The following is a 22,963-nucleotide window of genomic DNA, read 5'->3' on the forward strand; positions in this document are numbered from 1 at the left end:
GCCAACCCAAAGCTTTACGAAACAGTTTGAGCGGATTTTCGTGCCGTTGATCATCTTGTTGGCCGTCCTCACATCCCTCTCTTTTCTGATTCTGGATGAAACGCCGTCGGAGAGCTTTTACCGCGCCATGGCCGTTCTGGTTGCGGCCAGTCCCTGCGCGCTGGCGATCGCGACACCAAGCGCAATCCTGTCTGGCGTTGCCCGTGCGGCGCGTGGAGGCGTTCTCATCAAAGGCGGAGCACCGCTCGAAGCGCTTGGACGCGTCGATGCCATTGCATTCGACAAGACCGGCACGCTCACCGAAGGCGATCCCCGCCTCGTTGATATCGCGCCCTATGGCGACGCGACCGAAGCGGAATTGCTGACGGTGAGCGCCGCCGTGGAAGCGCTCAGCGATCATCCCCTCGCCCAGGCCGTTGTGCGCGATGCCAGGACACGCCTGAACACCGTCTTCAGCGCGGCGACAGATTTCTCCAGTGTCACCGGACGTGGCGTTTCAGCAAAGTTTGAGGGCAAGACCGTTCATATCGGAAAGTCCGCTTTGTTTGATGAAATTGATGGACCGCCGGTACCATCTGACTTGGCTTCTCGCGTCACAGAAATGGCCGCGCAAGGCCGCACAACCATGATTGTCAGGCAGGGCGATCGTTATCTCGGCGCCATTGGCCTGATGGATACCCCGCGCGTGTCCGCCAAAGCCGTGATCGCCAGACTGCGCAATATCGGCGTAACCCGCATGATGATGATTTCTGGCGACAATCAGAATGTCGCCGATGCCGTTGCAGGAAGTGTCGGCCTTGACGAGGCCTTTGGCGACCTCATGCCAGATGACAAAGTGACAAGGATCAAGGCCCTGAAAGCCGAAGGCGGTGTCGCCATGGTCGGAGACGGCGTGAACGATGCGCCCGCGATGGCCAATGCGACTGTCGGTATTGCCATGGGCGCGGCCGGGTCAGATGTCGCGCTCGAAACGGCCGATATTGCCTTGATGGCTGATGATCTGGAAACACTGCCGTTCGCGGTGGCCCTTAGTCGTGCAACGCGCCGGATCATCCTACAGAATCTCTGGGCGAGTCTGGGTATCGTGGCGTTTCTGGTGCCAGCGACATTGCTTGGTCTGGGCATCGGGCCGGCAGTTATTGCGCATGAAGGATCAACCCTGATCGTTGTACTCAATGCGCTGCGGCTTCTTGCATTCAAAGAGCGAAAGGAAGCAGAGGCATGATCAGAGTTCGCAGGAAACTGTTTCACGCGTCGGCGTCACAATGGCGAACGACGCTGCTTTTGCTCGCGACATGGGTCGGCCTTGGTGCCGGGATCAGTGGGTGTGCTACAATTGCAGGCAGCACCAAGCCTCTGACAGATTTTGAGCGAGCGGCTATACGCACCGAATGTGGAAATTATCCGGTATCGCGAATTCGCGCTGGCGGCGCCGGCAGGAAGTATCGCTACCTTGCCTGCAAACAGACCGTTCTGGACCGCGAGAGCGGCCAAACAGCCGTCTCATCAGGTGTCGACTAAGCCGATCTGTGGACGTCGGCCAGCCTTACGCAAGCTACTTGCTGCGTCAGCCAAGAACGGCGATCAATTTCCCGACTTTTCACACCACATCGTAACACGTCCGCCTGACTTGGCTGGAACCAACGCTGTTCTCAATTGACATACCGCAAAGCGATCTGGGTATCCGAAGCCCCTACGCAACCGATGCCCAAACTAGACGAATGGACGATCCCAATTCGGTTTGGATAGCAGAGCAGAACCAACAACCCGATTGCCGAAATGAACGAACAACACGCGCTTGAGGCTGCACACGTAGCGCACACGCAAGCTTGTAATATATTGTTTTACCTATGTTTTTTATGCCATCCATCATCGGGGCCACGGAGAAGCGGTAGTCGGTCATGCGGCTCCGTTTAGTGCGGGGGATGGGGGCGCGTCCAGCGTCTTTGCCGTGATCAATGTATTTGCAGGCGGGGCGCGCGGCAGGCTATGAGCAGAGGATGACAGATACTGCCCGCATCGACACGCTTGAAATCCGCATCGCCCATCAGGACGAAGTGATCGACGACCTGAACAAGACGGTGATTGCGCAGTGGAAAGAGATCGACCGGCTGACGCGGCAAATGGCGCGGCTGACCGAGCAGTTCGCCAACATGGGACAGGCCGAGCGGCCCACGCAGGGCGACGAGCCGCCCCCGCCGCACTGGTGACGCGATGAGCCGCATTTTCGGGAAAGTCTGCCAGAACGGCTATGTCGTGCGCGACATCGAGGCGGCAATGAAACACTGGATCGAGGTGATGAGCGTTGGCCCCTGGTTCTATATTGAAGACGTGAAGACCGACTGGTTCACCTATCGCGGCGTGGCCTCCGACGTGAAGATGAGCATTGCGCTCGCCAATTCCGGCGACCTGCAGATCGAGCTGATCCAGCAGCGCAATGACGCGCCGTCGATGTACAAGGACTTTCTCGATGCGGGCCGCGAAGGCCTGCAGCACATGTCCTACTGGACTGAAGATTATCAGGGCCTCTACGACAAGGCCCTTGGGCTTGGTTACACCGTGGGCCATGAGGGGCAGATTGGCGGCGAGAAAGGCCGGTTTGCCTATTTCGATACCGAGGCGCATCCGGGCACCGTGGTCGAGATTTCCGACATCAGCGGCGCCAAGGGCAAGACCTTTGCCTATATCCGCAAGCAGGCCGAAGGCTGGGACGGGACGAACCCGATCCGCACGTTCAGCTGATCCGGTCTTCCGCAATTTCGACTGTGTGATCGCGCGCCTTGTGTACGACGATATCGGCGTGGGCTTTCAGCGGATGGATATGGTCGCGCAGGTTCGGCAGGTTGACGCCGTCCCAGACGGTCTTTGCGAAGGCGCGCAGCTCTGTTTCGCTCATGTGCAGCCATTGGGCGTAGAAGGAAGACGCGTCAGTGCGCGCCGCATTCCAGAAGCCGACGAAGCGTTCGACATACCAGTATTCAAGGTCGGCCTCGGACGCATCGAGATAGACCAGCACGTCCGGCTCGCCGTCCGGGCGCTCGGGACGGGTTGGCGGCTGGAAGCCGAGGCCTTCCAGGATGAGCATGTCCGGCAACTGCACAGTGCGCGTCAGGGCGGGGTCGATGTCGTAGATGTCGTGGCTGTGGGCCGGGAACGCGGCCGCCCCCTGCCTTATGCTGACAAGCGCATTGGTAAAGCCATCGCGGTCAAAGGTTTCCGGGAAGCCCTTGCGCATGAGGAGGCCCTGCGGTTCCAGCACGGCGTTCGTGAAGAGGAAGCCGTCGGTCGAGACGGTCTCGACGCTGAGGGGTGGGTTCAGCGCGTCAGCCACGTCGCGGGCGAGCGTTGTCTTGCCGGCAGCGACAGAGCCTGTGAGGCCGACAATGCGCGCGTCAGCGCTGGACCGGAGACCGGCAAGGCGTTTGGCCAGCGCGGCAATGCCGGCGCCTTGATGGATGATCACGTCGCGGTCCATGCAGTCAGTTCCCTAGCTTGCGCGCACAGCTTAGCGGTGGAGCGCCAAGGAACCAACGGGAAAACGGGCCGGACGCGCCGCTTGGTGGCGCCCCCTCACCCTGTTAGATTGAACAGCTACCGGACGCCGGAAGGACAGCCTACGATGCTGGGCATGAAAACATATCTCGGATGGAAAGTGGATTTCCTGCAGCCTGCAGGCGAGCCCGCCTATGCGGGGCCGGACTCCGTATCATGGCGCGTGTTCAAAAATCCGATTGCGCTGGGCGTGGGCGGCATTGCCGCCGTGCTGCTGGAATTTGCCGATGCGCGCATACGGTCCGGCGTATGGGACCATTCCACGTTCAAGACAGACCCGGTTGGGCGTTCGAAACGGACCGGCATGGCGGCCATGGTGGGCGTTTACGGACCGCAGAGCGCGGCGCGCCGGGTTATCCAGGGTGTCACGAACATGCACACTCAGGTGAAAGGCGAAACGCCGTCTGGCGAGGCTTATTCTGCCCTGGATGTCGAGCTGCTGGACTGGGTCAGCGCGACGGCGACCTATGGCTTCCTGACCGCCTATGACCGGTTTGTGGCGCCGCTGTCGGATGCCGACAAGACGCGGTTCTATGAAGAGGGCGAGGCGGTGGCCCGCCTCTATGGCGTGCAGAACCCGCTGCGCAGCGAAGCAGACTTTCATGCGATGCTGGCAAAACTGATGCCGCGCTTCGAGCCGCACCCGATCAATACCGAATTCCTCGATATCATGAAGTCCGGCCGCGCCGCCAAAGGCGTGCCAAAAGGCCTGCAAAGCGCGGTCGTGAATGCGGCGGTGTCGATCCTGCCTGTGGACGTGCGCGACCGGCTGGAGCTTGGGCCGGACTATGACCTGCGGCCCAAGGGAGTCGCGACGGTGAAGGCCATGGGTGCCCTTGCGGAACGTCTGCCTTTGCCTGCAAGTCCCGCGGGTCAAGCTTGCGTCAGGCTGGGTCTTCCTGCCACATTTCTATGGAAGAGCCCTGAGAAACAGGCAAGTATACGCCACACAATACAAGAGGGACGGGCGGCTTCACTGGCGCACTGATCCCCGGAGGAGCGGCAAAGTGAACCTGGAATTCCTTCCCGAAGAAGAAGCCTTTCGTGACGAGGTGCGCGCGTTCCTCGACCGCGAACTGACGGCAGACCTGCGCGCCTATGCAGCGCGGATGACGAGCGTCTATTCCGACAAGGAAACGGCGCTCGCCTGGCAGGCCATTCTGGTGAAACAGGGCTGGGCCGCGCCCGGCTGGCCGGTGGAATATGGCGGCTGCGACTGGACCGTGGCGCAGAAATATATCTTCGACGTGGAGATGGCCCGCGCGGGCGCCCCGCCCCTCTCGCCGATGGGCATTGCCATGTGCGGCCCGGCTTTGATCGGCCATGGCACGAAGGAACAGAAAGACTATTACCTGCCGCGTATCCTCTCCGGCGAGGATTTCTGGTGCCAGGGCTATTCCGAGCCGCATGCAGGGTCTGACCTCGCCTCGCTGACCATGTCGGCCAAGGATGATGGCGACGCGTTCATCTGCAATGGCTCAAAGATCTGGACGACGCATGCCCATGAAGCCAACATGTGTTTCTGCCTGGTGCGCACAGATGCCAGCGGCAAGCCGCAACAGGGCATCACCTTCCTGCTGATCGACATGACGACGCCAGGCGTGCGCGTCGACCCGATCATCATGACATCCGGCGAGCATATCCAGAACGCGATCTTCTTCGATGATGTGCGCGTGCCGAAGGCCAATGTGATCGGCAAGGTCAACGCGGGCTGGACGGTCGCGAAATACCTGCTCGAGTTCGAGCGCGGCGGATCAAGTTACGGCCCCCGCCTGAAGGCACGGGTTGCGTCGCTGCGCAGGCAGGCGGCCGAGGCTGGCATGGGAGCGGACATGTCCGCCAAGCTCTCTCAGGCGGAAGCGGATGCCTCGGCGCTCGAAGCGGCCGAGCTGATGATGATGTCGGAACTGTCGGGCGGCGGCACGCCGGGCCTCAAGGCCTCGATGATGAAGATCAAGGGCACGGAACTCAGCCAGCGCCTGACGGAGCTTGCGCTCGAGATTGCCGGCAACTGGGTCGAGCCCTTCCAGCCGCACCACACCAATCCCGGCGGCGAAGTGGTCAACGCACCATCGAACTCCGGCGCGCTTGTCGGGCCTGAAAGCGCCGTGACCGTGTCTGCCAAATACCTGAACGACCGGGCAGGTTCGATCTATGCCGGCTCGAACGAAATCCAGCGCAACATCCTTGCCAAGGCCCAGCTCGGGCTTTGATCACCTAACGGAGCACTAAACCGTATGCTCGTCCTCTATGAACATCCGCTGTCGCCCTATGCCCAGAAGGTGAAAATCGCGCTGCGTGAAAAGGGCCTCGAATTCGAGGTGCGCATGCCGGAAGGCATTGGCGCCGGGCATACGAAGGGCGAATTCGCCGATGCCAACCCGCGCCGCGAAGTGCCTGCCCTGATCGATGACGATGTCGCGCTGTTCGATTCCACCGTGATCCTCGAATATATCGACGACAAGTGGCCAGAGCCGTCACTTATGCCGAATGCGCCTGAAGAGCGCGCACGTATGCGCCAGATCGAAGACGTGATGGACACGCATTTCGAGGCGATCACATGGGGCCTCGGCGAGTTGCATTTCTTCAAGCGCGGCAATGACGAAATGCGCAAGACGATCGAAGCGCAGGCAAGCCGTCAGATTGCGGGCTTCATGACCTGGCTGGAAAAAGAGCTGGGCGACAATGACTGGTTCAGCGGGCATGAATTTGGCCGGGGCGACCTTAGCGTCATTCCCTATCTTAATGCCGCTGACGGTTTCGGCTACAAGCCTGTCGAAGGCTCGCCGCTCGCCGCATGGATTGCCCGCGCCAATGCGCGCGATAGCGTCAGCCAGACAGACGCGGAATCGCGCGCGTCGATTACCGGCATGCAGATGGTCAGCGCGGCGGTCGAATCCGGCCTGTTCAAGCGCCAGTACCGCGACCACAGGCTGGAATGGATGATCAAATCCGGCGGCATGGATATCGTGCGGGACGGCATCGAAAAACAAACCATCCGCTTCACCGATCACTGGGATACCTGAGACACACAACACGGACCGCTCGTGGCGGCAAAGGGAGACAACAAGAATGCACATCAAGACACGTTTCACCGAGATGTTCGGTATCGAGCACCCGATTGTTCAGGGCGGCATGCAATGGGTCGGCTATGCCGAAATGGTTGCGCCTGTGGCCGAGGCCGGCGCACTCGGCTTCCTGACGGCGCTGACACAGCCGACACCGGAAGACCTCGCCAAGGAAATCCAGCGCACCAAGGACATGACCGACAAGCCGTTCGGCGTGAACCTGACCATCCTGCCCGCCATCACGCCGCCGCCTTATGCAGAATATCGCCAAGCGATCATCGAAGGCGGCATCAAGATTGTCGAGACGGCAGGCTACAAGCCGCAGGAACATATCGATCACTTCAAGCAGCATGGCATCAAGGTGATCCACAAATGTACCGCCGTGCGCCACGCGCTGTCGGCGGAACGCATGGGCGCTGACGCCATCTCGATTGACGGCTTCGAGTGCGCTGGCCACCCGGGCGAGGATGACATCCCCGGCCTGATCCTGATCCCGGCAGCGGCCAACAAGGTGAAGGTGCCGATGCTGGCTTCCGGCGGCTTTGCCGACGGGCGCGGGCTTGTCGCTGCGCTGGCCCTCGGTGCGGACGGCATCAACATGGGCACGCGCTTTTGCGTGACCAAGGAAGCGCCGATCCATGACAGCTTCAAGGCCCAGATGGTGGCCAACAATGAACGCGACACGAACCTGATTTTCCGCACGCTGCACAATACGGCGCGTGTGATGAAGAATGCGGTCAGCGACGAAGTGGTCGAGATTGAGCGCAAGGGCGGCGCCAAGTTCGAGGATGTTGTGCACCTCGTAGCCGGTGCACGTGGGCGCAAGGCCATGGCCGAGGGCGACGCGGATGGCGGCATCTGGTCGGCTGGCATGGTGCAGGGCCTGATCGACGATATCCCGACCGTGAAGGAACTGATCGACAGCATCATCGCCGACGCCAATGCGATCATCAATTCGCGCCTTGCCGCGACGACGAGATAGAAGTCAGGAGCATATGTGATGGCCTACGAGCAGATCCTTTTGGAAAAGGATGGCCCGGCGGCCATCATAACCCTCAACCGTCCGGAAAAGCTGAACGCGTTCACCGCGCAACTTGGCCAGGAGCTGGCCGATGCGGTAAATGCGTGCGACGCTGACGATGAGGTGCGCGGCATTATCCTGACGGGTGCGGGCCGCCACTTCTGTGCGGGCGCCGACATTTCCGATGGTGCCGATGCGTTCGATACGAAGAGCGGCACGGGCGCGAAGAATTTCGGCGCGTCAGAGCCCGGCAAGAAGCGCGACGGGGCTGGTTTCATCGGCGCGCTCTATAATTGCCGCAAGCCCGTGATTGCCGCGTTCAATGGCGCGGCTGTCGGCGTTGGCCTGACGCTGGCCTTGCCGACCGATATCAAGATCGCCTCGGAGAAAGCCAAGTTCGGCTTCGTGTTTGCGCAGCGCGGCCTGCCGCCGGAAGCGGGCAGCGCGTGGTTCCTGCCCCAGCTGGTCGGTCTGCCGCAGGCGCTGCGCTGGTGCATGACGGGCCGCGTGTTCGATGCGGAGGAAGCGCTGGCCGGCGGCCTGATCAGCGAGATCCATCCGCCGGAGGAGCTGTTGCCGGCTGCCAAGCGCATTGTGGACGAGATTGCCCGCAACACAGCGCCGGTCTCTGTCGCGCTGGTGCGCCAGCTGCTCTGGCGCTTCGGGCCGACAGGTGATCCGTTCGAATTGCTGAAAGTGGACGGACAATTTGCGCTGACGCTCGGCTCATCGCCCGATGTGAAAGAGGGCGTCGGATCGTTCCTCGAAAAACGCGCGCCTAATTTTCCTGGCAAGGTCTCCACCGACATGCCGGAAGGCTATCCCTGGTGGGAGCGTACCTGACGCCTCCCCTGCCCTAAAAAAACGACCGCGATCCAGAAGGATCGCGGCCGCGGTGCCCGAGGGGAGGAAACACTTTTCGGTTCTAGAACCGGTACGTGAGGGAGGCACCATAAGTCCGTGGCATGCCTGCAAAGCGCATGACGACGTTCGCGTTCGTCGTGATCTGCTGCCAGTAATACTCGTCGGTCAGGTTCTTGCCCCAGACCGAAACTTCCCAGTTCTGGTCGATGGAATAGACGCCGATCGACCCGTTGAGCAGACCATAGGAGTCGATGTCGTAGAGCGGGTCATTTGGCTGACCAGCTGTCGACTCGCTCTGCCAGCGACCACTGAGCGATGCACGCAGGCCCAGGTCCGTCGTGACCGGACGATCATAGAGCAGCGCGAGGCTGACAACGGATTCAGGGCTGTAGAGGAAAGGATCGCCCTGACGGTTTGTCGGCAGGCCGAAGCTGTCGACCGTGTCGAAGTCGCCGATCTCGGTGTGCAGAAGTGTGAGGCCACCCATCGCCGTCAGCTCTTCACTGATCAGGTAGGTGACTTCGGCATCAAGGCCATAGGCTTCAGCGGTTGGTACGTTCTGAAGACGGGCGAGCGCCTTGTAGATCGGGTCGGCAAAGAAGGCCGAGATCTGCTTGTCTTCATAGTCGTAATAGAAGAGCGCCGCGTTGGCCTGCATGCGCTGGTCGAGCAAGCTGGCCTTGAAGCCGACTTCATAGGCGAGCAGGCCTTCCTGCGTTGCAGGGGCGTTCTGTTCGGACTTTGACGCCGCGTTCACAGGCGTGGAGGCCGACTTGTAGCCCTGCGTAGCTGAGGCAAAGAGCACGAGGTTGTCAGTCGGTGTCCAGTTGCCGACCACGCGCCAGGAGACGTTGTCTTCCTTGGTGGAAGACGCGACCGGGCCGAAGGAGTTGGTTGCGACGTCAAACGTGTTGCAGCCGTTTTCGAGCAGTGGCGCGGCTGGAGCCGTCCCGTAGATCAGCGCGAAATAGGTGCGGTTGAAGACGTTGACGTTCGGCTGCATCGAGCCGTTCACGTCGCCCGAGCAGCCAACATAGTCCTGCGTATCTTCAGTGTAGCGGATGCCTGTCGTGAGCGTGAATTCAGGCGTCAGCTCCCAGTCGGCGTTAGCAAAGATGCTCCAGGTTTTCGTCTCGAATTCGCCAGTGTCGCGATAGGTCTGGAACGAGTTCAGAAGCTCGGCCACCGTGTAGGGCACGCCGGTTTCCGGATCAACGTTCAGGGGCGAGGCTGCGAGCGTGGCCGCGACAGTTGCCACATAGCTGGAGTTGGCATTGTCGAGCAGGAGCGTGCGGTTCGTATCCGAGGTTTCGTCCTTGCCGTAATAGGCGCCGACGAGCCAGTTGGCCTTGCCGGTCTCGCCTTCCAGACGCAGTTCCTGGCTGAAGGATTTGATCTCGGCATCGACATCCTGGAGCAGGACAGCGAAGGGCGCGGATGAGAAGTCCAGCACGGCCTCACGGTCCAGCTTGTTGTAGCCGGTCAGCGAAACAAGGTTGAGGCCATTGTCGAAGCCATAGCGGACACCGAGCTTAAGGGCGTCAAACTTGGAGTCCTCTTCCAGTGGACCATCAATGCCGTTAACACCGATGCCGTCCGTTGTGCGAGCGTAATTTGGTGCCCAGTCGGTCTGTTCCGCATTGGTCGGGAAGTTATTATTGACGAAGTCAACGAGGCTGAGCCCGGTGACCGGATCAACCGCATTGAAGAGCGAGGTGGTGGACGGGCCGCCGGTGCCGGGAACCACGAAAGTCGGATCGGTGTTCGGTGTCAGCGCGATGGCCTGACCACCGATCGTGTCGGACTTGTTGCGCCAGCCATTATAGGAAACGTCGATGTCGAGGCTGTCGGTTGGCTGCAGGGCCAGCGCGGCGCGGAAGCCGAGCTTGTCTTTCGTGCCGCGATCTTCACCGCGCGTGATCGACTTTTGCCAGCCTTCGTCGCTGTTTTCGCTTCGGATGGCGAAGCGGGCCTGCGCGCGCTCGGACAGCGGCACGTTGAGCATGCCTTCTATGTTCCAGGTGTCATAGTTGCCGACATCGGCACTGACAGACCCTTCGAACTGGTCGGAGGGCTTGTTGGTGACCATATTGATCAGGCCGGCCGTCGTGTTGCGGCCAAACAGGGTGCCTTGCGGTCCTTTCAGCACTTCGACGCGCTGAATGTCGAACACAGGGCCCGAGTTCATGAACGGATAGGGATAGGCCACTTCGTCAACATAAGTACCGACCGTGGAGGTGGCCGAGACGTTGATCGTGTTGAAGCCGATGCCGCGCAGCGTGTAGGTCGGCACGCCCTGATAGCTCTGCGAGACAGAGAAGCTCGGCACGACATTCTGGAGGTCGTCGACACTGTCGACGCGCAGGGCATCCAGCGTGTCTTCGCCGAAGGCCTGAATACTCATCGGCACGTCATTGATGGATTCTTCGCGGCGCTGCGCGGTCACGACGATCGAGCCAAGCTTCAGCGAGCTGTCAGCGGGCGTCTCGGCAGGTGCCGCCGGTGCAGCGTCGGTTTCCTGCGCCATGGCTGGCATCTGCGAGGCCAGCGCGAAAAGCGAGGCGCCCAACATGGCATAACGGCGGATTCGGGGTGTCTGGGTCATCTGATTTATCTCCTCCCGGCAGCCTCCTCTTGGCGGGAGCTGTCCATTGAGCGGGACAGTCAGTAATTATTGGACAATCAACAAGCTATCGGAAGTGACAGGGTCGGCTCACAGCCCCAGCACCATCTTGGCCATGATGTTGCGCTGGACCTCGTTCGAGCCGCCATAGATGGAGGCCGCCCGATTGTTGAGGTAACGTGGCACAAGCGTCACGCGGTCAGACGGACCGACAGCGTCAATATTGCTGCCCGGCTGGCGCGCATCCAACTGCTCGACACATGCATAGGTGCCGCCCGCCTCGACCCCAAGCGTGTCGATCCGCTGCATCATCTCGGTGCGCTGGACCTTGAGCATGGAGGCCGCAGGGCCGGGGTTTCCGCCGCTGGACAGCGCGGAAGAGACACGCTGCTCGGTGATCTTGATGGCTTCGAGGCCAATCTCGGCTGCTGCCAAACGGCTGGTAAAGCCCGGATCGGATGCCAGCAGGCCATCGCGCTGAGCAAGCGCGCGAATGCGGCCGACACTGGCTTCGAGGCCAGCGGACGAGCCGCCGCCCCGCTCGAACTCGAGCAGGTATTTGGCGACGGTCCAGCCATCATTTTCGGCGCCGAGGCGCCCGGCCTTGGGCACGCGTACATCATCAAAGAAAACCTGATTGACCTCATGCTCACCCGCCAGCGTGATGATCGGATCGACTTTGATGCCCGGCAGGGTCATGTCGAGCAGGAGGAAAGTGATGCCTTCCTGCGGCTTGCCATCGAACCGCGTGCGCACGAGGCAGAACATCATGTTCGCGTGGTGGGCGTGCGTGGTCCAGATTTTGGTGCCGTTGAGGATATAGTCGTCGCCGTCGGACGTCGCCTTCAGGCTGAGGCTGGCGAGATCGGAGCCTGAGCCCGGCTCGGAATAGCCCTGACACCAATAGTCTTCACCAGCGAGTATGCGCGGTAGGTAATAGGCCTTCTGCTCGGGTGTGCCGTGCCCGATGATGCAGGGGCCGACCATGGCGAGCCCCATGGGCGAAAGGGACGGCGCCCCTGCCCGCGCGCACTCAGAGGCAAAGATATAGCGCTGCATCTCGGTCCAGCCCGTGCCACCATACTCCACGGGCCAGGCGGGCGCGGCCCAGCCCTGGGCATGCAGGATTTTTTGCCAGGGCAGGCTGAACTGCGGCTCGATGAACACACTCGTGACCAATCGCCCGGCATCTGCCAGTTCTTCGGTCAGGTTGTCGCGAAGGAACGCTCGCACTTGCGAACGAAATTCACTATCCTCAGTTGTGAGATCGAGGTTCATTTTGGGCCTCCGGGTTTGCACGACTCCGATGCCGCGTCCGCTTATCAGGTAAGCTGACAGTATACGGCCTGATCATGCAACCTGCTCTATTTGATAGGGTTTATTTATTGACGGATTTTGCCGACACGCAGGATGCTCCCGGAGACGCTGGCGCCCAAGCCATGCGCCTCGCCCGCGAGGTTGCTGCGCTGGGCGAGGACATTGGCCTGCCCTACATTGCCGTCAGTGCCGATATTGGCAGCCCGGAACCCATGTGCGACCCGACCGGCCGTCCGCTCGCCGAAACGCTGTTTCGCTGGATAGACCCCGAACTGGCCTATTGGAAAGACCGCGCCTTTGCGCTGAGGTCTGGCTATGTGCGCGGGGCACGGACCTGCGCCGAGCCGTTCTTCCATGCCGACAAGCAAATTGGCAGCTGGCGCCATATTGCGGCCCTGGACGGCCTGGCCAAGACGATGCGGGCCGAGGACTATAGTGTCGGGGCCGCAATCATTTCACCCTGCCATCTTCCGTCTGGCGTGATTGGCGCCATCGTGTGGGCAACACCCGAGAAGGGTTTCCCAATCCGAAACGTGTTCGATGCGCGGGCCGCCGAGATCCACGTCCTGACTTTGAAGTTCATTGCCACCTATCACGAGTTCAGGGGCGCCTGGCCGACTGACCTCGCCGTCGCCCTCACGCGCCGCGAAATCCAGTGCCTGAAATGGGCCGCCGCCGGCAAGACCGACCATGAGATTGCGACCATTATCGGCATTTCCCAACCAACGGTGCGGTTCCACATTACCAATTCGAGCCGGAAGCTCGGCGTCTCCGGACGGTCGCAGGCCGTCCATCGGGCGACGACGCTTGGTTATATCGGCGGCAGCGCGAGCTGAAACACAATTTGCGGAGCGGGGTTTCCCGACCGGAATTGCGGCCTATCATCGCCCATGAACCCGACAAGAGGAAACGCGCCATGACCCGACTGCCAAACAACCAGCCTGTGCCCCAGGGCGTGCTCGACCTTTATGATGGCTATTGCCATGGCGCGATGTCGCGGCGGGACTTCTTCGACAGGCTCGGCAAGTATGCCGTTGGCGGGCTCAGCGTGTCGATGCTGGCCGCCTGTGTCATGCCGGATTACGAGGGCACTTTGCAGACGTCGGCGGATGACGCGCGCCTGAGCGTCGAGACCTTCCAGTATAATTCACCCAATGGCGCAGGCGACATGGCGGGCGATCTGGTGCGCCTCAAGAAGGGCCCCGCCAAGCGGCCCGGCGTGATTGTCGTTCATGAGAACCGGGGCCTCAATCCCTATATCAAGGATGTCGCCCGGCGTACGGCGCTTGAGGGCTATATCGCTCTTGCCCCGGACGCGCTCTACCCGCTCGGTGGCTATCCCGGAAACGATGACGATGGCCGCGAGATGCAGGCGACACGCGGCCGCGACGCGATGATCCAGGATTTCATGGCTGCCGCCGAGGCGCTGCGTGACCATCCAGAATGCAATGGCAAGGTCGCCTGTGTCGGCTTCTGCTTTGGCGGCAGCGTGACCAACATGATGGCGGTGAACCAGCCCTGGCTGTCAGCTTCAGCTCCCTTCTATGGCGGCTGGCCGACCAAGGAAGAGGCCGCAAAGGTCGAGGTGCCGCTGATGATCCATCTCGCCAGCCTCGACGAGCGCGTGAATGCCGGCTGGCCGGAATATGAAGCCGCGCTCAAAGCCAATGACGCCGAGTACCAGGTCTTCATCTATGACGGCGTGAACCACGGATTCCACAATGACACGACGCCCCGCTATGACGCGGACGCGGCAACGCTCGCCTGGTCACGGACGATGAATTTCTTCAAGGCGAAGCTGGCTTAGTTCGACCGTTACATGACCCGGCTGATGATGTTTCCATCTGATGGCCACTCAGCCGTCGGCAAGACACCAAGACCGGGCCGCGCAAACAAAAAGCCCTGCATGAGATTTACGCCGAGATCGCGCAGCATCTCGTACTCGCCGACGGTTTCGATGCCTTCGCAGATGGGAATTATGCCGAGATCATCGAGCATATTGAGCGTATTGCGCACGATGACCTGTTTCACGCGATTCTTATCGACGTCGCGGATAAGCTCCATGTCCAGCTTAACGAAATCCGGCTGAAAGTCAGCCAGAAGGCCAAGCCCGGCATAACCCGCCCCAAAGTCATCAATCGCCGTCTTGAAGCCCAGGGACCGGTAGGTGCGCAGGATGTTGAGAATATGCGCTGAATCGAGACGCTCCACCTCGGTGAACTCAAACATGATCTGCTGAACCGGAAAGCCTGTCCGCATCGCAGCGGCCAGCGTCATGCGAATACAGGCGCGTGGCTCATAGACGGCGTTGGGCAGGAAATTGATCGACAGGAGCGTGCCGGACTTTGCAAGGTCCAGTCCGGCTGCCATCTCGATCGCCGTCGTACGGCATTGCTGGTCAAAGGCGTACCTGTTGGAATCCGATACGTGGGCCAGAACCTCCCCGGCGCCCATGCCATCAACACCGCGCACCAGAGCTTCGTATGCGAACGTGCTGCGCGCATTGGTATCGGCAATCGGCTGGAACGCCATCGTGATCGGCAGGTCAAAGCCGGCGCCATCGCGGCAGCCATTGCATGCGGTCGTCATTGTAACTTCCCCCGTAGATCAGAGCAGGAGAGTTTCGCATGATTAAAATGAAGAAAATGTGTGTGGCTGCAACGCTTCTACAGGCCAACGTGCATCAGGTAACATCCGGAACGCGCGCACCGGCTTGGAATGGTGGGCGGTACAAGGTTCGAACTTGTGACCCCTACGATGTCAACGTAGTGCTCTACCACTGAGCTAACCGCCCGATCCATTCGGGAAGCAGGGGTAATGGATAATTCGGGGCGTGCCGTCAAGACGCGTTTGACGGTGTCACTATGTGAAGGGCGATTTTCTGCAGTATCGCTTCAGGTGTTTCCGGGTCGTCGGCATAGAACCAGACCTCCCGGAGGGGGTCGCTGGCCGTGAAACTGTAGCCATCCAGCTGGAAAACCAGCCATTGGCCTATCTCGGCCGGCACCAGCGAGGCGATGTCGATACCGTCCATCGCAATCAGCCGGATGACACAGTCATCCATACTCATTTGTGTCGGCGCATCAAAGAAATGACGCCCCGTATCGGTCACAGTGGATTTGATCAGCTTCGGCGGCTCGTCGGACGAACCGCCGGCCATCAGGCAGCCATCACCTTGTCAACTTCGTCGACAATCTCACGCAGGTGGAACGGCTTGGAGAGGACTTTCGCCCCAGCCGGCGTCGGCGCGCTGGACGACAGCGCCACAGCGGCAAAACCCGTAATGAAAACAATCTTCATGGCCGGGTCGAGCTCCGCGCCGCGACGGGCAAGCTCGATGCCGTCCAAGCCGGGCATGACGATATCGGTCAGCAAGAGGTCAAACACTTCGCGCTCGAGCGCGTGCAGGGCTGTTTCGCCGTCCGCATAGTCCTGGATCTCATGGCCAGCCCGGCGCAGGGCTGCAGCCAGGAATGTGCGCATTGAGTCGTCGTCTTCTGCGAGAAGGATCTTGGTCACGCTCGCCCCCTTGGATGCCAGTAATTGATTTAAGACATAAACAGCCTATCCGGTAAATCAGCGGTGAAGACGGGTGAAATTTCAGAGTTCTTTTTTACCAGACCCCTGAAAAGGCTTGACCTTCATGCGAACAGGCAAACCATTGGCCCCATGACCGGCGCCCTCCCCCTGACACGATCGGCCACTTCGCCCCCTGCCGGGCCGTTCGGCTATGACACGCCCTATACGCTGGACGTGCCCGAAGGCCCCCCGGCGCCGGTGCTGTTTGCGTCACCCCATTCGGGCCGCGACTATCCCGAGAGCATGCAGGCGGCCCTACGCGTGCCCCTGATTGATGTGCGCCGCACCGAAGATGCGTTCGTGGAAGAATTGTTCGGCGAAGCCCCCACGCTTGGCGCAACGCTGATGGCCGCGCGCTATGGCCGGTCGGTAGCCGATCTCAACCGCGACCCGCGCGAGCTGGATGCCAGCATGTTCAGCGACGGCCTGCCGCGTGCGTCCGGCCTGCCGACGGCGCGGGTGGATGCGGGACTCGGGTGCCTGCCCCGTGTCGGCGCCCGGGGCGAGGCCATTTATGCCCGACGCCTGACCCGTGAGGAGGGCGAGGAGCGCCTCAGCTGCGTGCATGATGCCTATCATGACAGGCTTGGCCAGGAGCTGGCCCTGCTGCGCGAGGCGCATGGCGCCGTTCTACTGATCGATTGCCATTCCATGCCATCGGTCCAGCCGGGCCGCAGGCAACTGGCCGATATCGTGCTGGGTGACCGGTTCGGATCGAGCTGCGATCCGCGCCTGACAGGACGGGTTGAGCGGGCCTTCCGCACGCATGGCCTGAGCGTGGCCCGCAATGCGCCCTATGCCGGGGGATATACGACGCGACGCTATGGCCGACCTAAACGCCAGGTGCATGCCTTGCAGATTGAAATAAATCGCGGGCTCTACATGGATGAGCACACGATCAGCCGCCTTGAGCGATTTGCTGAAATAAGAGCCATCATTACAGATGTGACAGCGGAGATCCTTGAGATCGCCGCGCTTGTCGTCCGTCCCTGACATTCCGACAAAAAAAAGGGCCGCACCCGTGGGTGCGGCCAAAGTCAAAGGGAGGAAACGCCAGAGGCGTCTGCACCGAAGTGCAAGGACAGGAATATGTTGCGGTGCACAAATAGGCAAGCGCAGGAATGTCGCACCTGTGCAATTAACCTCAACTGCCCGTTTATTGGGCACAATAATGCTCTGCGGCACACCTATTGCGTAGGACTTGCTCGAAATTCCTGTTTTGGGACTGAAACGGTCCTGCATAAGTTTGGAGCAAGTAATGGCTGATGAAACCGATCTGCACGTAGGCAAGCGCCTTCGCCGCCGCCGCCGCCTTCTGGGCATGACCCAGCAGGATCTCGCGGGCCAAGTTGGCGTGCGATTCCAACAAATCCAGAAGTATGAGTGCGGTGCCAACCGCATTACGTCCTCGCGTCTTTATGAACTGTCGCGGGCACTGAACGTGTCGGTGCAGTACTTCTTTGACGGCATCCCGGTGGCCGATGCCCCTGACGCCGCCAATGACGCCAATGAATACATGGAAGGCGATATTCTTTCGCAGAAAGAAACGCTGGAACTGGTTAGGGCCTATTACCGCCTCGGCGAGCGCCCTCGCAAACGCCTGCTGGAGCTTGCAAAAGCACTGGAAGGCGACCAGTCGAGCCACGGCGCCGCTTGACGCCGGGCGCAAGGCAGGGCTAGCCCTGCCGGATGCCAGACGGAATTTCCCTCGAAGATGAGCTTGCCCTCGCCGGGCGGCTCGCAGATGCGGCCTGGACAGCAATCCGGCCGCATTTTCGTGCGCTGACAAACGTTGATAACAAGGCGCAAGACACCTCGCTCACCCCGTCAAACGGGCGCCCGAAACCCACATCGACCCCGTCTGTCCCGACAAAAACACCGTTCGACCCCGTAACCGAGGGCGACCGCGCCGCCGAGCGCGTCATTCGCGACATCCTCACATCCGAACGCCCCCACCATGGCGTCACCGGCGAGGAATTCCCGGAAACACCTTCGCAGAGCGGCTATCGCTGGCTGATCGACCCGATTGACGGCACCCGCGCCTTCGTGGCGGGCCTGCCGGTGTGGACGACGCTGATTTCACTGGTTGATCCGGATGATGTGCCGGTCATCGGCATTATTGACCAGCCGGTTCTGGGCGAGCGCTATCTCGGCTGGCCGGGCGGCGCCGCGATGGAAAAAGGCGGGGAGCGCACACCTATTCATGTGTCCGGTTGCCAAGACCTGCGCGAAGCGACGATCGCAACAACCGATCCCTTCATCTTCAATCCGGCAGAACAGGGCGCGTGGACGCATTTGCGTGCGACGGCCCGGATCACGCGCTATGGCCTCGACGCTTATGCCTATGCCCGCGTTGCCGGGGGCACGGTGGACCTTGTCGCCGAGTCAGGCCTCAAGGCCTGGGACGTCGCAGCACTGTTCCCGGTCGTGCGCGGCGCTGGCGGCCTCGTGACCGACTGGCGCGGCAACACGCCGAAGCTCGGGGGACAGATTGTCTGCGCCTCAAGCGAAGGCGTCATGGAACAGGCGCTGCTGGCCCTCAGGCGATCTGCAACATAAGGCCGACACAATCGGCAGGCACTTTCAAAGCATGACGACCCATCCCTATGCCGCCCTGATTTTCGATTGCGACGGCGTACTCGTCGACTCCGAGACGATCCATGTGGCCGTGGAAATCGCGCTGCTGGCCGAGATGGGCCTCGCCTATGAGTGGGACATCTATCTCTCGCGCTTTGTCGGGCTCGGTGTTCCGGAGTTTCACGCCGCCCTCGCGGAGGACTATGCCGCCCTTGGCTACGGCCCCTTCCCTGATGATTTCGGACCGCGCCTGCATGCGCGGGCCTGGCCGCGTATCGAGGCTGAGCTGAAAGCCTTGCCAGGCGCGGCGGCGGTGGCCGCGAAATTTTCCGGACCGATCGCGGTCGCTTCCTCGTCCATCACACCAAAGCTGCGCCGCAAGCTGGAATTGACCGGTCTGACGGAAACGTTTGCCCCACACATCTATTCGGCTGACCAGGTGGCACGCGGAAAACCTTCGCCTGATCTATTCTTGTTTGCCGCAGACAACATCAAATCCGCCCCCGCAACATGTCTCGTCATAGAGGACAGCGTGAATGGCGTGAAAGCCGCGCGCGCGGCGGGCATGACCGCTTTTGGCTTCACCGGCGGAGGTCATGCCGATGCGGGCTTGTGCGAACGGCTTATCGCCGCCGGCGCTGTGGCAAGTTTCGACAGCCATGACGCCATCGCCGCACACCTCTTCCCCTCCTGACCGTTCGGGCAAACAAAAAGCCGGTCCCAGAAGGACCGGCCTTTGATGGCATCAAGCTGAGATCAGCCGTAATGCGTCGTCATCGATGTGCGAAACTGCGGGTCGGCGAAATCCGGCCACTTATCCTTGTCGAAGCCCGGCGCGTTCTTGAGCCGCTCTTTTTCCACGTTGAGGACCATGCGCTTGTTGGCGCGATCAACGCTGAGGCGTTCGAAAGGCACGGCGAAATACTTGTCCCCCATACCTAGAAAGCCGCCGAAACTTAGAACGGCATATTCAATCTGGCCGCTGTCTGTGTCGACCATGAGGTCCTCGATCTTGCCAAGATTCTCACCGGCAGCGTTGTGAACAGAGTCGCCATTGATAGACGAAGCGGACAATACGAAATGTGTCATAGCGTTTCCTTTCCATTGAACTGCATGAAAAAGTAATGCGTGGAATGGGGCCCGTGTTCCGATGCGCCAGCCTTAAATTACGTAGAGGTTGCAAGCACTTCCCGGTAGCGTCGGCTGCCCGTAATGACCCGGTCGTCATCAAGCGTAATATCGACATCGCCGGAAGCGCGCGGTTTGAGCGCGCCAATCCGGGCCCTGTTGACGAGGCGGGAACGATGCACACGGACAAAACCCTGACCCCCGAGACGCCCCTCCCAAGCTGCCAGCGTTCCCCGCACCAAGTGTTCCTTTTCCTGCGTATGAAAGGCCACGTAATTCCCGGCCGATTCGACGAACAAGATATCGCGCGCAGAAAGGAAGACAGACGTATTCCCTTCCCTCAGCTCAATGCGTGAGGCATCTGGCGGGACAATGGGCGGCGAGACAGCAAAGCGTTCAAACGCCCAGTAGGTCGCCGCGACCAATACATAGGAGAGCACATCCTTGCGCCATTCATAGATGAAGGCGAGCAAGACACCATCGCCGAAGAAGTCATAGCGGATGCCCATGGCGTCGAGCCACAGGTTGCGCAGCACAACCATGCCGCCAACATGGATCAGAGAGATCACGACAGTCATCGCAGCATGGAACAAGGCAAAGCGGGCATAATGTCCGCCGCGGGGCGGCACGCGGCGTATGGCGAGGCCAATCAACGGCGCCAGCCCTATCCAGAAGATATAACTGGTCGCTTCAAGAATGAAAGGGACAGCCGTATTGATCGCATCTCCGTCGCTCCGCGCTTCCAAGATGCCGGACGTCGCGTTGACGAACAGGTTGACCAGACCGATGACGATCACCGTCAGCCATGGCCATAGCCACAGGCGCCTGTCACCGCTCGTCCCGCCAGCCCCTCCACTCGTCACAAGGTCATCTCCGTTTGTCCCGGCCCGCTGCCGCTCGCGTCACGACGATAGCGCGGCCCGCAGCTTCGCGAAAGGAAGAGGGACACGCGAAGGAGACGCTACATGACCGAACGCCGCTATGACCTCGACTGGCTCCGCATTGGCGCCTTCGGCCTTCTGATATTCTATCATGTCGGCATGTTCTACGTGACCTGGGACTGGCACGTGAAATCCAGCCATGCGAGCGCGCTGATCGAGCCGATCATGCAGCTATCGAGCCCCTGGAGGCTGGTGCTGCTCTTTCTGATCTCGGGCGTCGCAACGCGTTTCATGGCCGACAAGATCAGCACATGGCAGCTGACCAAAGCGCGGATGGGGCGCCTCTGGCCGCCCTTGCTGCTGGCAATGTTCGTGATCGTGCCCCCTCAGAGCTATTACGAGGTTGTCGAAGCGCTGAGCGCCATGCACGCGCCGCAATCGCCCTGGCTTGATGATTTCTACGTGAAATACGTGACATCCTCGGGTCACTGGTGCGATGCGGACGGGTGCCTGATGACGCCGACCTATAACCACATGTGGTTCGTCGCCTACCTGATCCTCTACTCACTTGCGCTTTTGCCTCTGATCCCGCTGCTGCGCCGCCTGCCGGCAGCACTGACGGCCCTTATCCGGGGCCCGGGCCTGATTATCGCGCCATGGCTGTTCCTCTATGCAGCGCGCGTCTTTCTCATGCCGCTGTTCGGCGAGACGCATGATTTCCGCAATGACTGGTATCTCCATGTCACCTATTTCGGCACTTTCCTGTTCGGATTCGCCATCGCGAGGCACGCGACCTTCTTCGAGACTTGTATGCGCTGGCGGTGGGCTGCGCTGGCCATCATGGGTGCCGCCTGGGCAGCGCTGATGACTTATTACGCCGCATGGCCGGGCGATTCCATGCCGCCCGAATGGCAGCGCATCATCTTCCGTGGCGTGCGCGAGATGCAGGCGTGGACCGCAATTGTCGCGGCCATCGGCTTTGCGCACCGGCATCTGCGGGGCCATGATGGCCCGGTGCGGCGCATGCTGACAGCAGCAGTGTTCCCGTTCTACCTGATACACCAGACCATTATCGTGGTCGCCGGGCACTATCTGAATGAACTGCACCTGCCTGTGACAGTGGAAGCGAGCCTCCTGATCCTGATCACATTTGCCGGTTGCTGGCTTTTCTACGACCTTGGCCGGCGTATCCCTTTCCTGCGCATATGGATCGGGCTGCCCTCGCGGGCAAAGACGGCGCGGGCCTCTATGGCCCCGCCACGTCCAGGCCCTGCGCCCTCAGGAGGGTGATAACACTGTCGTCACCAGCAAGGTGGGCCGAGCCGACCGCGACCAGACGCGTGCCGGGCGTGTCCAGCATCGCGGCGATCTTGGGCGCCCAGGTCTCGTTGCGCGTCTTGAGGAGGGCGTCATAGACCTCCTCGGAGCCCATCATTTCCGGGTTGGCCATTAGAAGTCCGAGGCCATTCACGTCGCCATCGGTCCATTCTTCAACCAGCATGTCGAGCATTTCGGCACCGTCCTCTATGGATTCCGCCGAGCTGATCAGGAACTCCACCTGCACATCATCGGGCAGGCGCGCGAGGCGACCCAGCTGGTCATCGACGGTTTCGAGATAGGCGAAGGATTTGCCCTGCGCCGCGCCCTCGGCCATCAGCACCTGCTCGACGCCAGCTGTCGGGTCGAAGCCGTCCTTGGTCATCTGCATGACCGACAGGTTCACGGCGGCAAACCAGGGCCGCATGTTCTGCACCGCGCCGAGCGGCAGGCCGACATAATCGAGCGCCGCCTGAAGCTCGACCGTCTCTGCATCGCTCAGCAGGTTGGTCAGCTGGCCGCCATTGGCAAAGAGGCCTTCCTCGCGGACGAATTTCATCATTTCAGCGCCCGCCTCAGGGCTCGAAACGTCGGCCTCGAAGACAAGCGTATCGGCCGCATTCACGGCCTGATTGATTGCATCGCTGCGCCAGTCGAGTTCCGGGCGCAGGAGGTGGACCGTGCCCATTACATATATGGTCGTGTCCTCATCCTTGAGCACCCAGAGGGCTGGCTCGCCTATGCCATGCGAGGCTTTGGCCGCCGCGACAGCCGCATCGGTCGCCGCTTCCATCTCGGCACGGGCGTCGGCCGCCTGTGCAGCGATACTGGCCGCATCGGGCGTTTCCTCCCTGCAGGCCGCCAGGCCCGTCAGCGAGAGGCCAAGGATCAGTGAGAGGGCCAGGCCGCGAATCTGCATGTCGGTTCCTTTTCGGTTGCCGACCTAGCTAGCGCATAAACCAGCCAGCGCAAACGACCTCAGGCGGCATTGAACCGTTGCACCCCCGCCCGGCTTGGCCTAAAGACACGGCCACCC

Annotated in this window: 24 protein-coding genes and 1 tRNA gene; 15 read left to right on the top strand and 10 right to left on the bottom strand. The window is 61.0% G+C overall.

All coding sequences use genetic code 11. The features are described 5' to 3' along the window. The 3 genes from V7651_RS18220 to V7651_RS18230 all read left to right on the top strand — a co-directional run. Positions 1-1,225, top strand: a 1,225-nt coding sequence (locus V7651_RS18220) for a heavy metal translocating P-type ATPase (protein WP_335613960.1), incomplete at its 5' end; no start/stop codon positions are given. A gap of 775 nt (positions 1,226-2,000) precedes the next feature. Then, positions 2,001-2,210, top strand: coding sequence for a SlyX family protein (locus V7651_RS18225; RefSeq protein WP_335613961.1), 210 nt, complete (start codon positions 2,001-2,003; stop codon positions 2,208-2,210). Positions 2,211-2,214: 4 nt separating this feature from the next. Next, the gene (locus tag V7651_RS18230; RefSeq protein WP_335613962.1) at positions 2,215-2,742 is read left to right on the top strand and encodes a VOC family protein; all 528 of its coding nucleotides are present in this window, start codon (positions 2,215-2,217) and stop codon (positions 2,740-2,742) included. On the opposite strand, the gene V7651_RS18235 is transcribed toward V7651_RS18230, so the two are convergent. After that, complete coding sequence (locus V7651_RS18235; protein WP_335613963.1) at positions 2,735-3,475, bottom strand: nucleoside/nucleotide kinase family protein; 741 nt, start codon at positions 3,473-3,475, stop codon at positions 2,735-2,737. The genes V7651_RS18230 and V7651_RS18235 overlap by 8 nt on opposite strands. 144 nt (positions 3,476-3,619) lie before the next feature. Here V7651_RS18235 and V7651_RS18240 point away from each other — a divergent pair, with 144 nt between their 5' ends. From V7651_RS18240 to V7651_RS18260, 5 genes are read left to right on the top strand one after another with little or no spacing between them, the layout of a single operon-like run. Then, positions 3,620-4,540, top strand: a complete 921-nt coding sequence (locus V7651_RS18240) for an oxygenase MpaB family protein (RefSeq protein WP_335590013.1) — start codon at positions 3,620-3,622, stop codon at positions 4,538-4,540. Between the two features lie 19 nt (positions 4,541-4,559). Next, complete coding sequence (locus V7651_RS18245; protein ID WP_335590014.1) at positions 4,560-5,765, top strand: acyl-CoA dehydrogenase family protein; 1,206 nt, start codon at positions 4,560-4,562, stop codon at positions 5,763-5,765. 24 nt (positions 5,766-5,789) lie between these two features. Next, a complete protein-coding gene (locus tag V7651_RS18250) occupies positions 5,790-6,578 on the top strand; it encodes a glutathione S-transferase family protein (protein ID WP_335613964.1) in 789 nt (262 codons plus the stop codon). A 46-nt stretch (positions 6,579-6,624) separates the two neighbouring features. Further along, positions 6,625-7,602 (top strand): NAD(P)H-dependent flavin oxidoreductase, encoded by a 978-nt coding sequence (locus V7651_RS18255; RefSeq protein WP_335595833.1) that lies wholly within the window; start codon positions 6,625-6,627, stop codon positions 7,600-7,602. Between the two features lie 18 nt (positions 7,603-7,620). Further along, positions 7,621-8,484, top strand: a complete 864-nt coding sequence (locus tag V7651_RS18260) for an enoyl-CoA hydratase-related protein (RefSeq protein ID WP_335613965.1) — start codon at positions 7,621-7,623, stop codon at positions 8,482-8,484. A gap of 82 nt (positions 8,485-8,566) precedes the next feature. On the opposite strand, the gene V7651_RS18265 is transcribed toward V7651_RS18260, so the two are convergent. Further along, the gene (locus V7651_RS18265) at positions 8,567-11,110 is read right to left on the bottom strand and encodes a TonB-dependent receptor (protein WP_335613966.1); all 2,544 of its coding nucleotides are present in this window, start codon (positions 11,108-11,110) and stop codon (positions 8,567-8,569) included. A 108-nt stretch (positions 11,111-11,218) separates the two neighbouring features. Continuing rightward, positions 11,219-12,406: an acyl-CoA dehydrogenase family protein gene (locus tag V7651_RS18270; RefSeq protein ID WP_035538824.1), complete on the bottom strand. Its 1,188-nt coding sequence runs from the start codon at positions 12,404-12,406 to the stop codon at positions 11,219-11,221. A gap of 107 nt (positions 12,407-12,513) precedes the next feature. Here V7651_RS18270 and V7651_RS18275 point away from each other — a divergent pair, with 107 nt between their 5' ends. Beyond that, positions 12,514-13,281, top strand: coding sequence for a helix-turn-helix transcriptional regulator (locus tag V7651_RS18275; RefSeq protein ID WP_335613967.1), 768 nt, complete (start codon positions 12,514-12,516; stop codon positions 13,279-13,281). A gap of 80 nt (positions 13,282-13,361) precedes the next feature. Continuing rightward, a complete protein-coding gene (locus tag V7651_RS18280; protein WP_335613968.1) occupies positions 13,362-14,252 on the top strand; it encodes a dienelactone hydrolase family protein in 891 nt (296 codons plus the stop codon). An 8-nt stretch (positions 14,253-14,260) separates the two neighbouring features. Here the strand turns inward: V7651_RS18280 and V7651_RS18285 are convergent, their stop codons facing one another. The 4 genes from V7651_RS18285 to cpdR form a co-directional block, all read right to left on the bottom strand. After that, a complete protein-coding gene (locus V7651_RS18285; protein ID WP_335613969.1) occupies positions 14,261-15,034 on the bottom strand; it encodes an EAL domain-containing protein in 774 nt (257 codons plus the stop codon). 130 nt (positions 15,035-15,164) lie between these two features. Then, positions 15,165-15,239: transfer RNA gene (locus tag V7651_RS18290), tRNA-Val, on the bottom strand. A 45-nt stretch (positions 15,240-15,284) separates the two neighbouring features. After that, positions 15,285-15,605: a hypothetical protein gene (locus tag V7651_RS18295; RefSeq protein WP_335613970.1), complete on the bottom strand. Its 321-nt coding sequence runs from the start codon at positions 15,603-15,605 to the stop codon at positions 15,285-15,287. Continuing rightward, on the bottom strand, positions 15,605-15,964 hold the full coding sequence (gene cpdR, locus V7651_RS18300; protein ID WP_034736245.1) for a cell cycle two-component system response regulator CpdR: 360 nt from the start codon (positions 15,962-15,964) through the stop codon (positions 15,605-15,607). Before cpdR ends, V7651_RS18295 begins: the two co-directional genes overlap by 1 nt. Before the next feature lie 150 nt (positions 15,965-16,114). On the opposite strand from cpdR, the gene V7651_RS18305 reads away from it, so the two are divergent. From V7651_RS18305 to V7651_RS18320, 4 genes are all read left to right on the top strand, one after another. After that, complete coding sequence (locus V7651_RS18305; RefSeq protein WP_035538834.1) at positions 16,115-17,017, top strand: N-formylglutamate amidohydrolase; 903 nt, start codon at positions 16,115-16,117, stop codon at positions 17,015-17,017. A 265-nt stretch (positions 17,018-17,282) separates the two neighbouring features. Beyond that, entirely contained in the window at positions 17,283-17,681 is a 399-nt protein-coding gene (locus V7651_RS18310; protein ID WP_035538835.1) for a helix-turn-helix domain-containing protein, read from the top strand. A 32-nt stretch (positions 17,682-17,713) separates the two neighbouring features. Next, positions 17,714-18,583 (top strand): inositol monophosphatase family protein, encoded by an 870-nt coding sequence (locus V7651_RS18315; protein WP_335613971.1) that lies wholly within the window; start codon positions 17,714-17,716, stop codon positions 18,581-18,583. A gap of 31 nt (positions 18,584-18,614) precedes the next feature. Continuing rightward, the gene (locus V7651_RS18320) at positions 18,615-19,295 is read left to right on the top strand and encodes an HAD family hydrolase (RefSeq protein WP_335613972.1); all 681 of its coding nucleotides are present in this window, start codon (positions 18,615-18,617) and stop codon (positions 19,293-19,295) included. A 62-nt stretch (positions 19,296-19,357) separates the two neighbouring features. On the opposite strand, the gene V7651_RS18325 is transcribed toward V7651_RS18320, so the two are convergent. Together V7651_RS18325 and V7651_RS18330 are read right to left on the bottom strand one after the other, a co-directional pair. Beyond that, a complete protein-coding gene (locus V7651_RS18325; protein ID WP_335613973.1) occupies positions 19,358-19,690 on the bottom strand; it encodes a PRC-barrel domain-containing protein in 333 nt (110 codons plus the stop codon). Positions 19,691-19,767: 77 nt separating this feature from the next. Next, positions 19,768-20,592 carry a LytR/AlgR family response regulator transcription factor gene (locus V7651_RS18330; protein WP_335613974.1) on the bottom strand — a complete coding sequence of 275 codons (825 nt, stop codon included), beginning with the start codon at positions 20,590-20,592 and terminating at the stop codon, positions 19,768-19,770. Between the two features lie 102 nt (positions 20,593-20,694). Between V7651_RS18330 and V7651_RS18335 the strand changes: the two genes are divergently transcribed. After that, entirely contained in the window at positions 20,695-21,900 is a 1,206-nt protein-coding gene (locus V7651_RS18335) for an acyltransferase family protein (RefSeq protein WP_335613975.1), read from the top strand. Here V7651_RS18335 and V7651_RS18340 read toward each other — a convergent pair. Then, positions 21,857-22,846, bottom strand: coding sequence for a TraB/GumN family protein (locus V7651_RS18340; protein WP_335613976.1), 990 nt, complete (start codon positions 22,844-22,846; stop codon positions 21,857-21,859). The two genes, V7651_RS18335 and V7651_RS18340, sit on opposite strands and share 44 nt — an antisense overlap. Positions 22,847-22,963: the final 117 nt, after the last annotated feature.

Source organism: Hyphomonas oceanitis (assembly GCF_036964545.1).
GTDB classification, from domain to species: Bacteria; Pseudomonadota; Alphaproteobacteria; order Caulobacterales; family Hyphomonadaceae; genus Hyphomonas; species Hyphomonas oceanitis.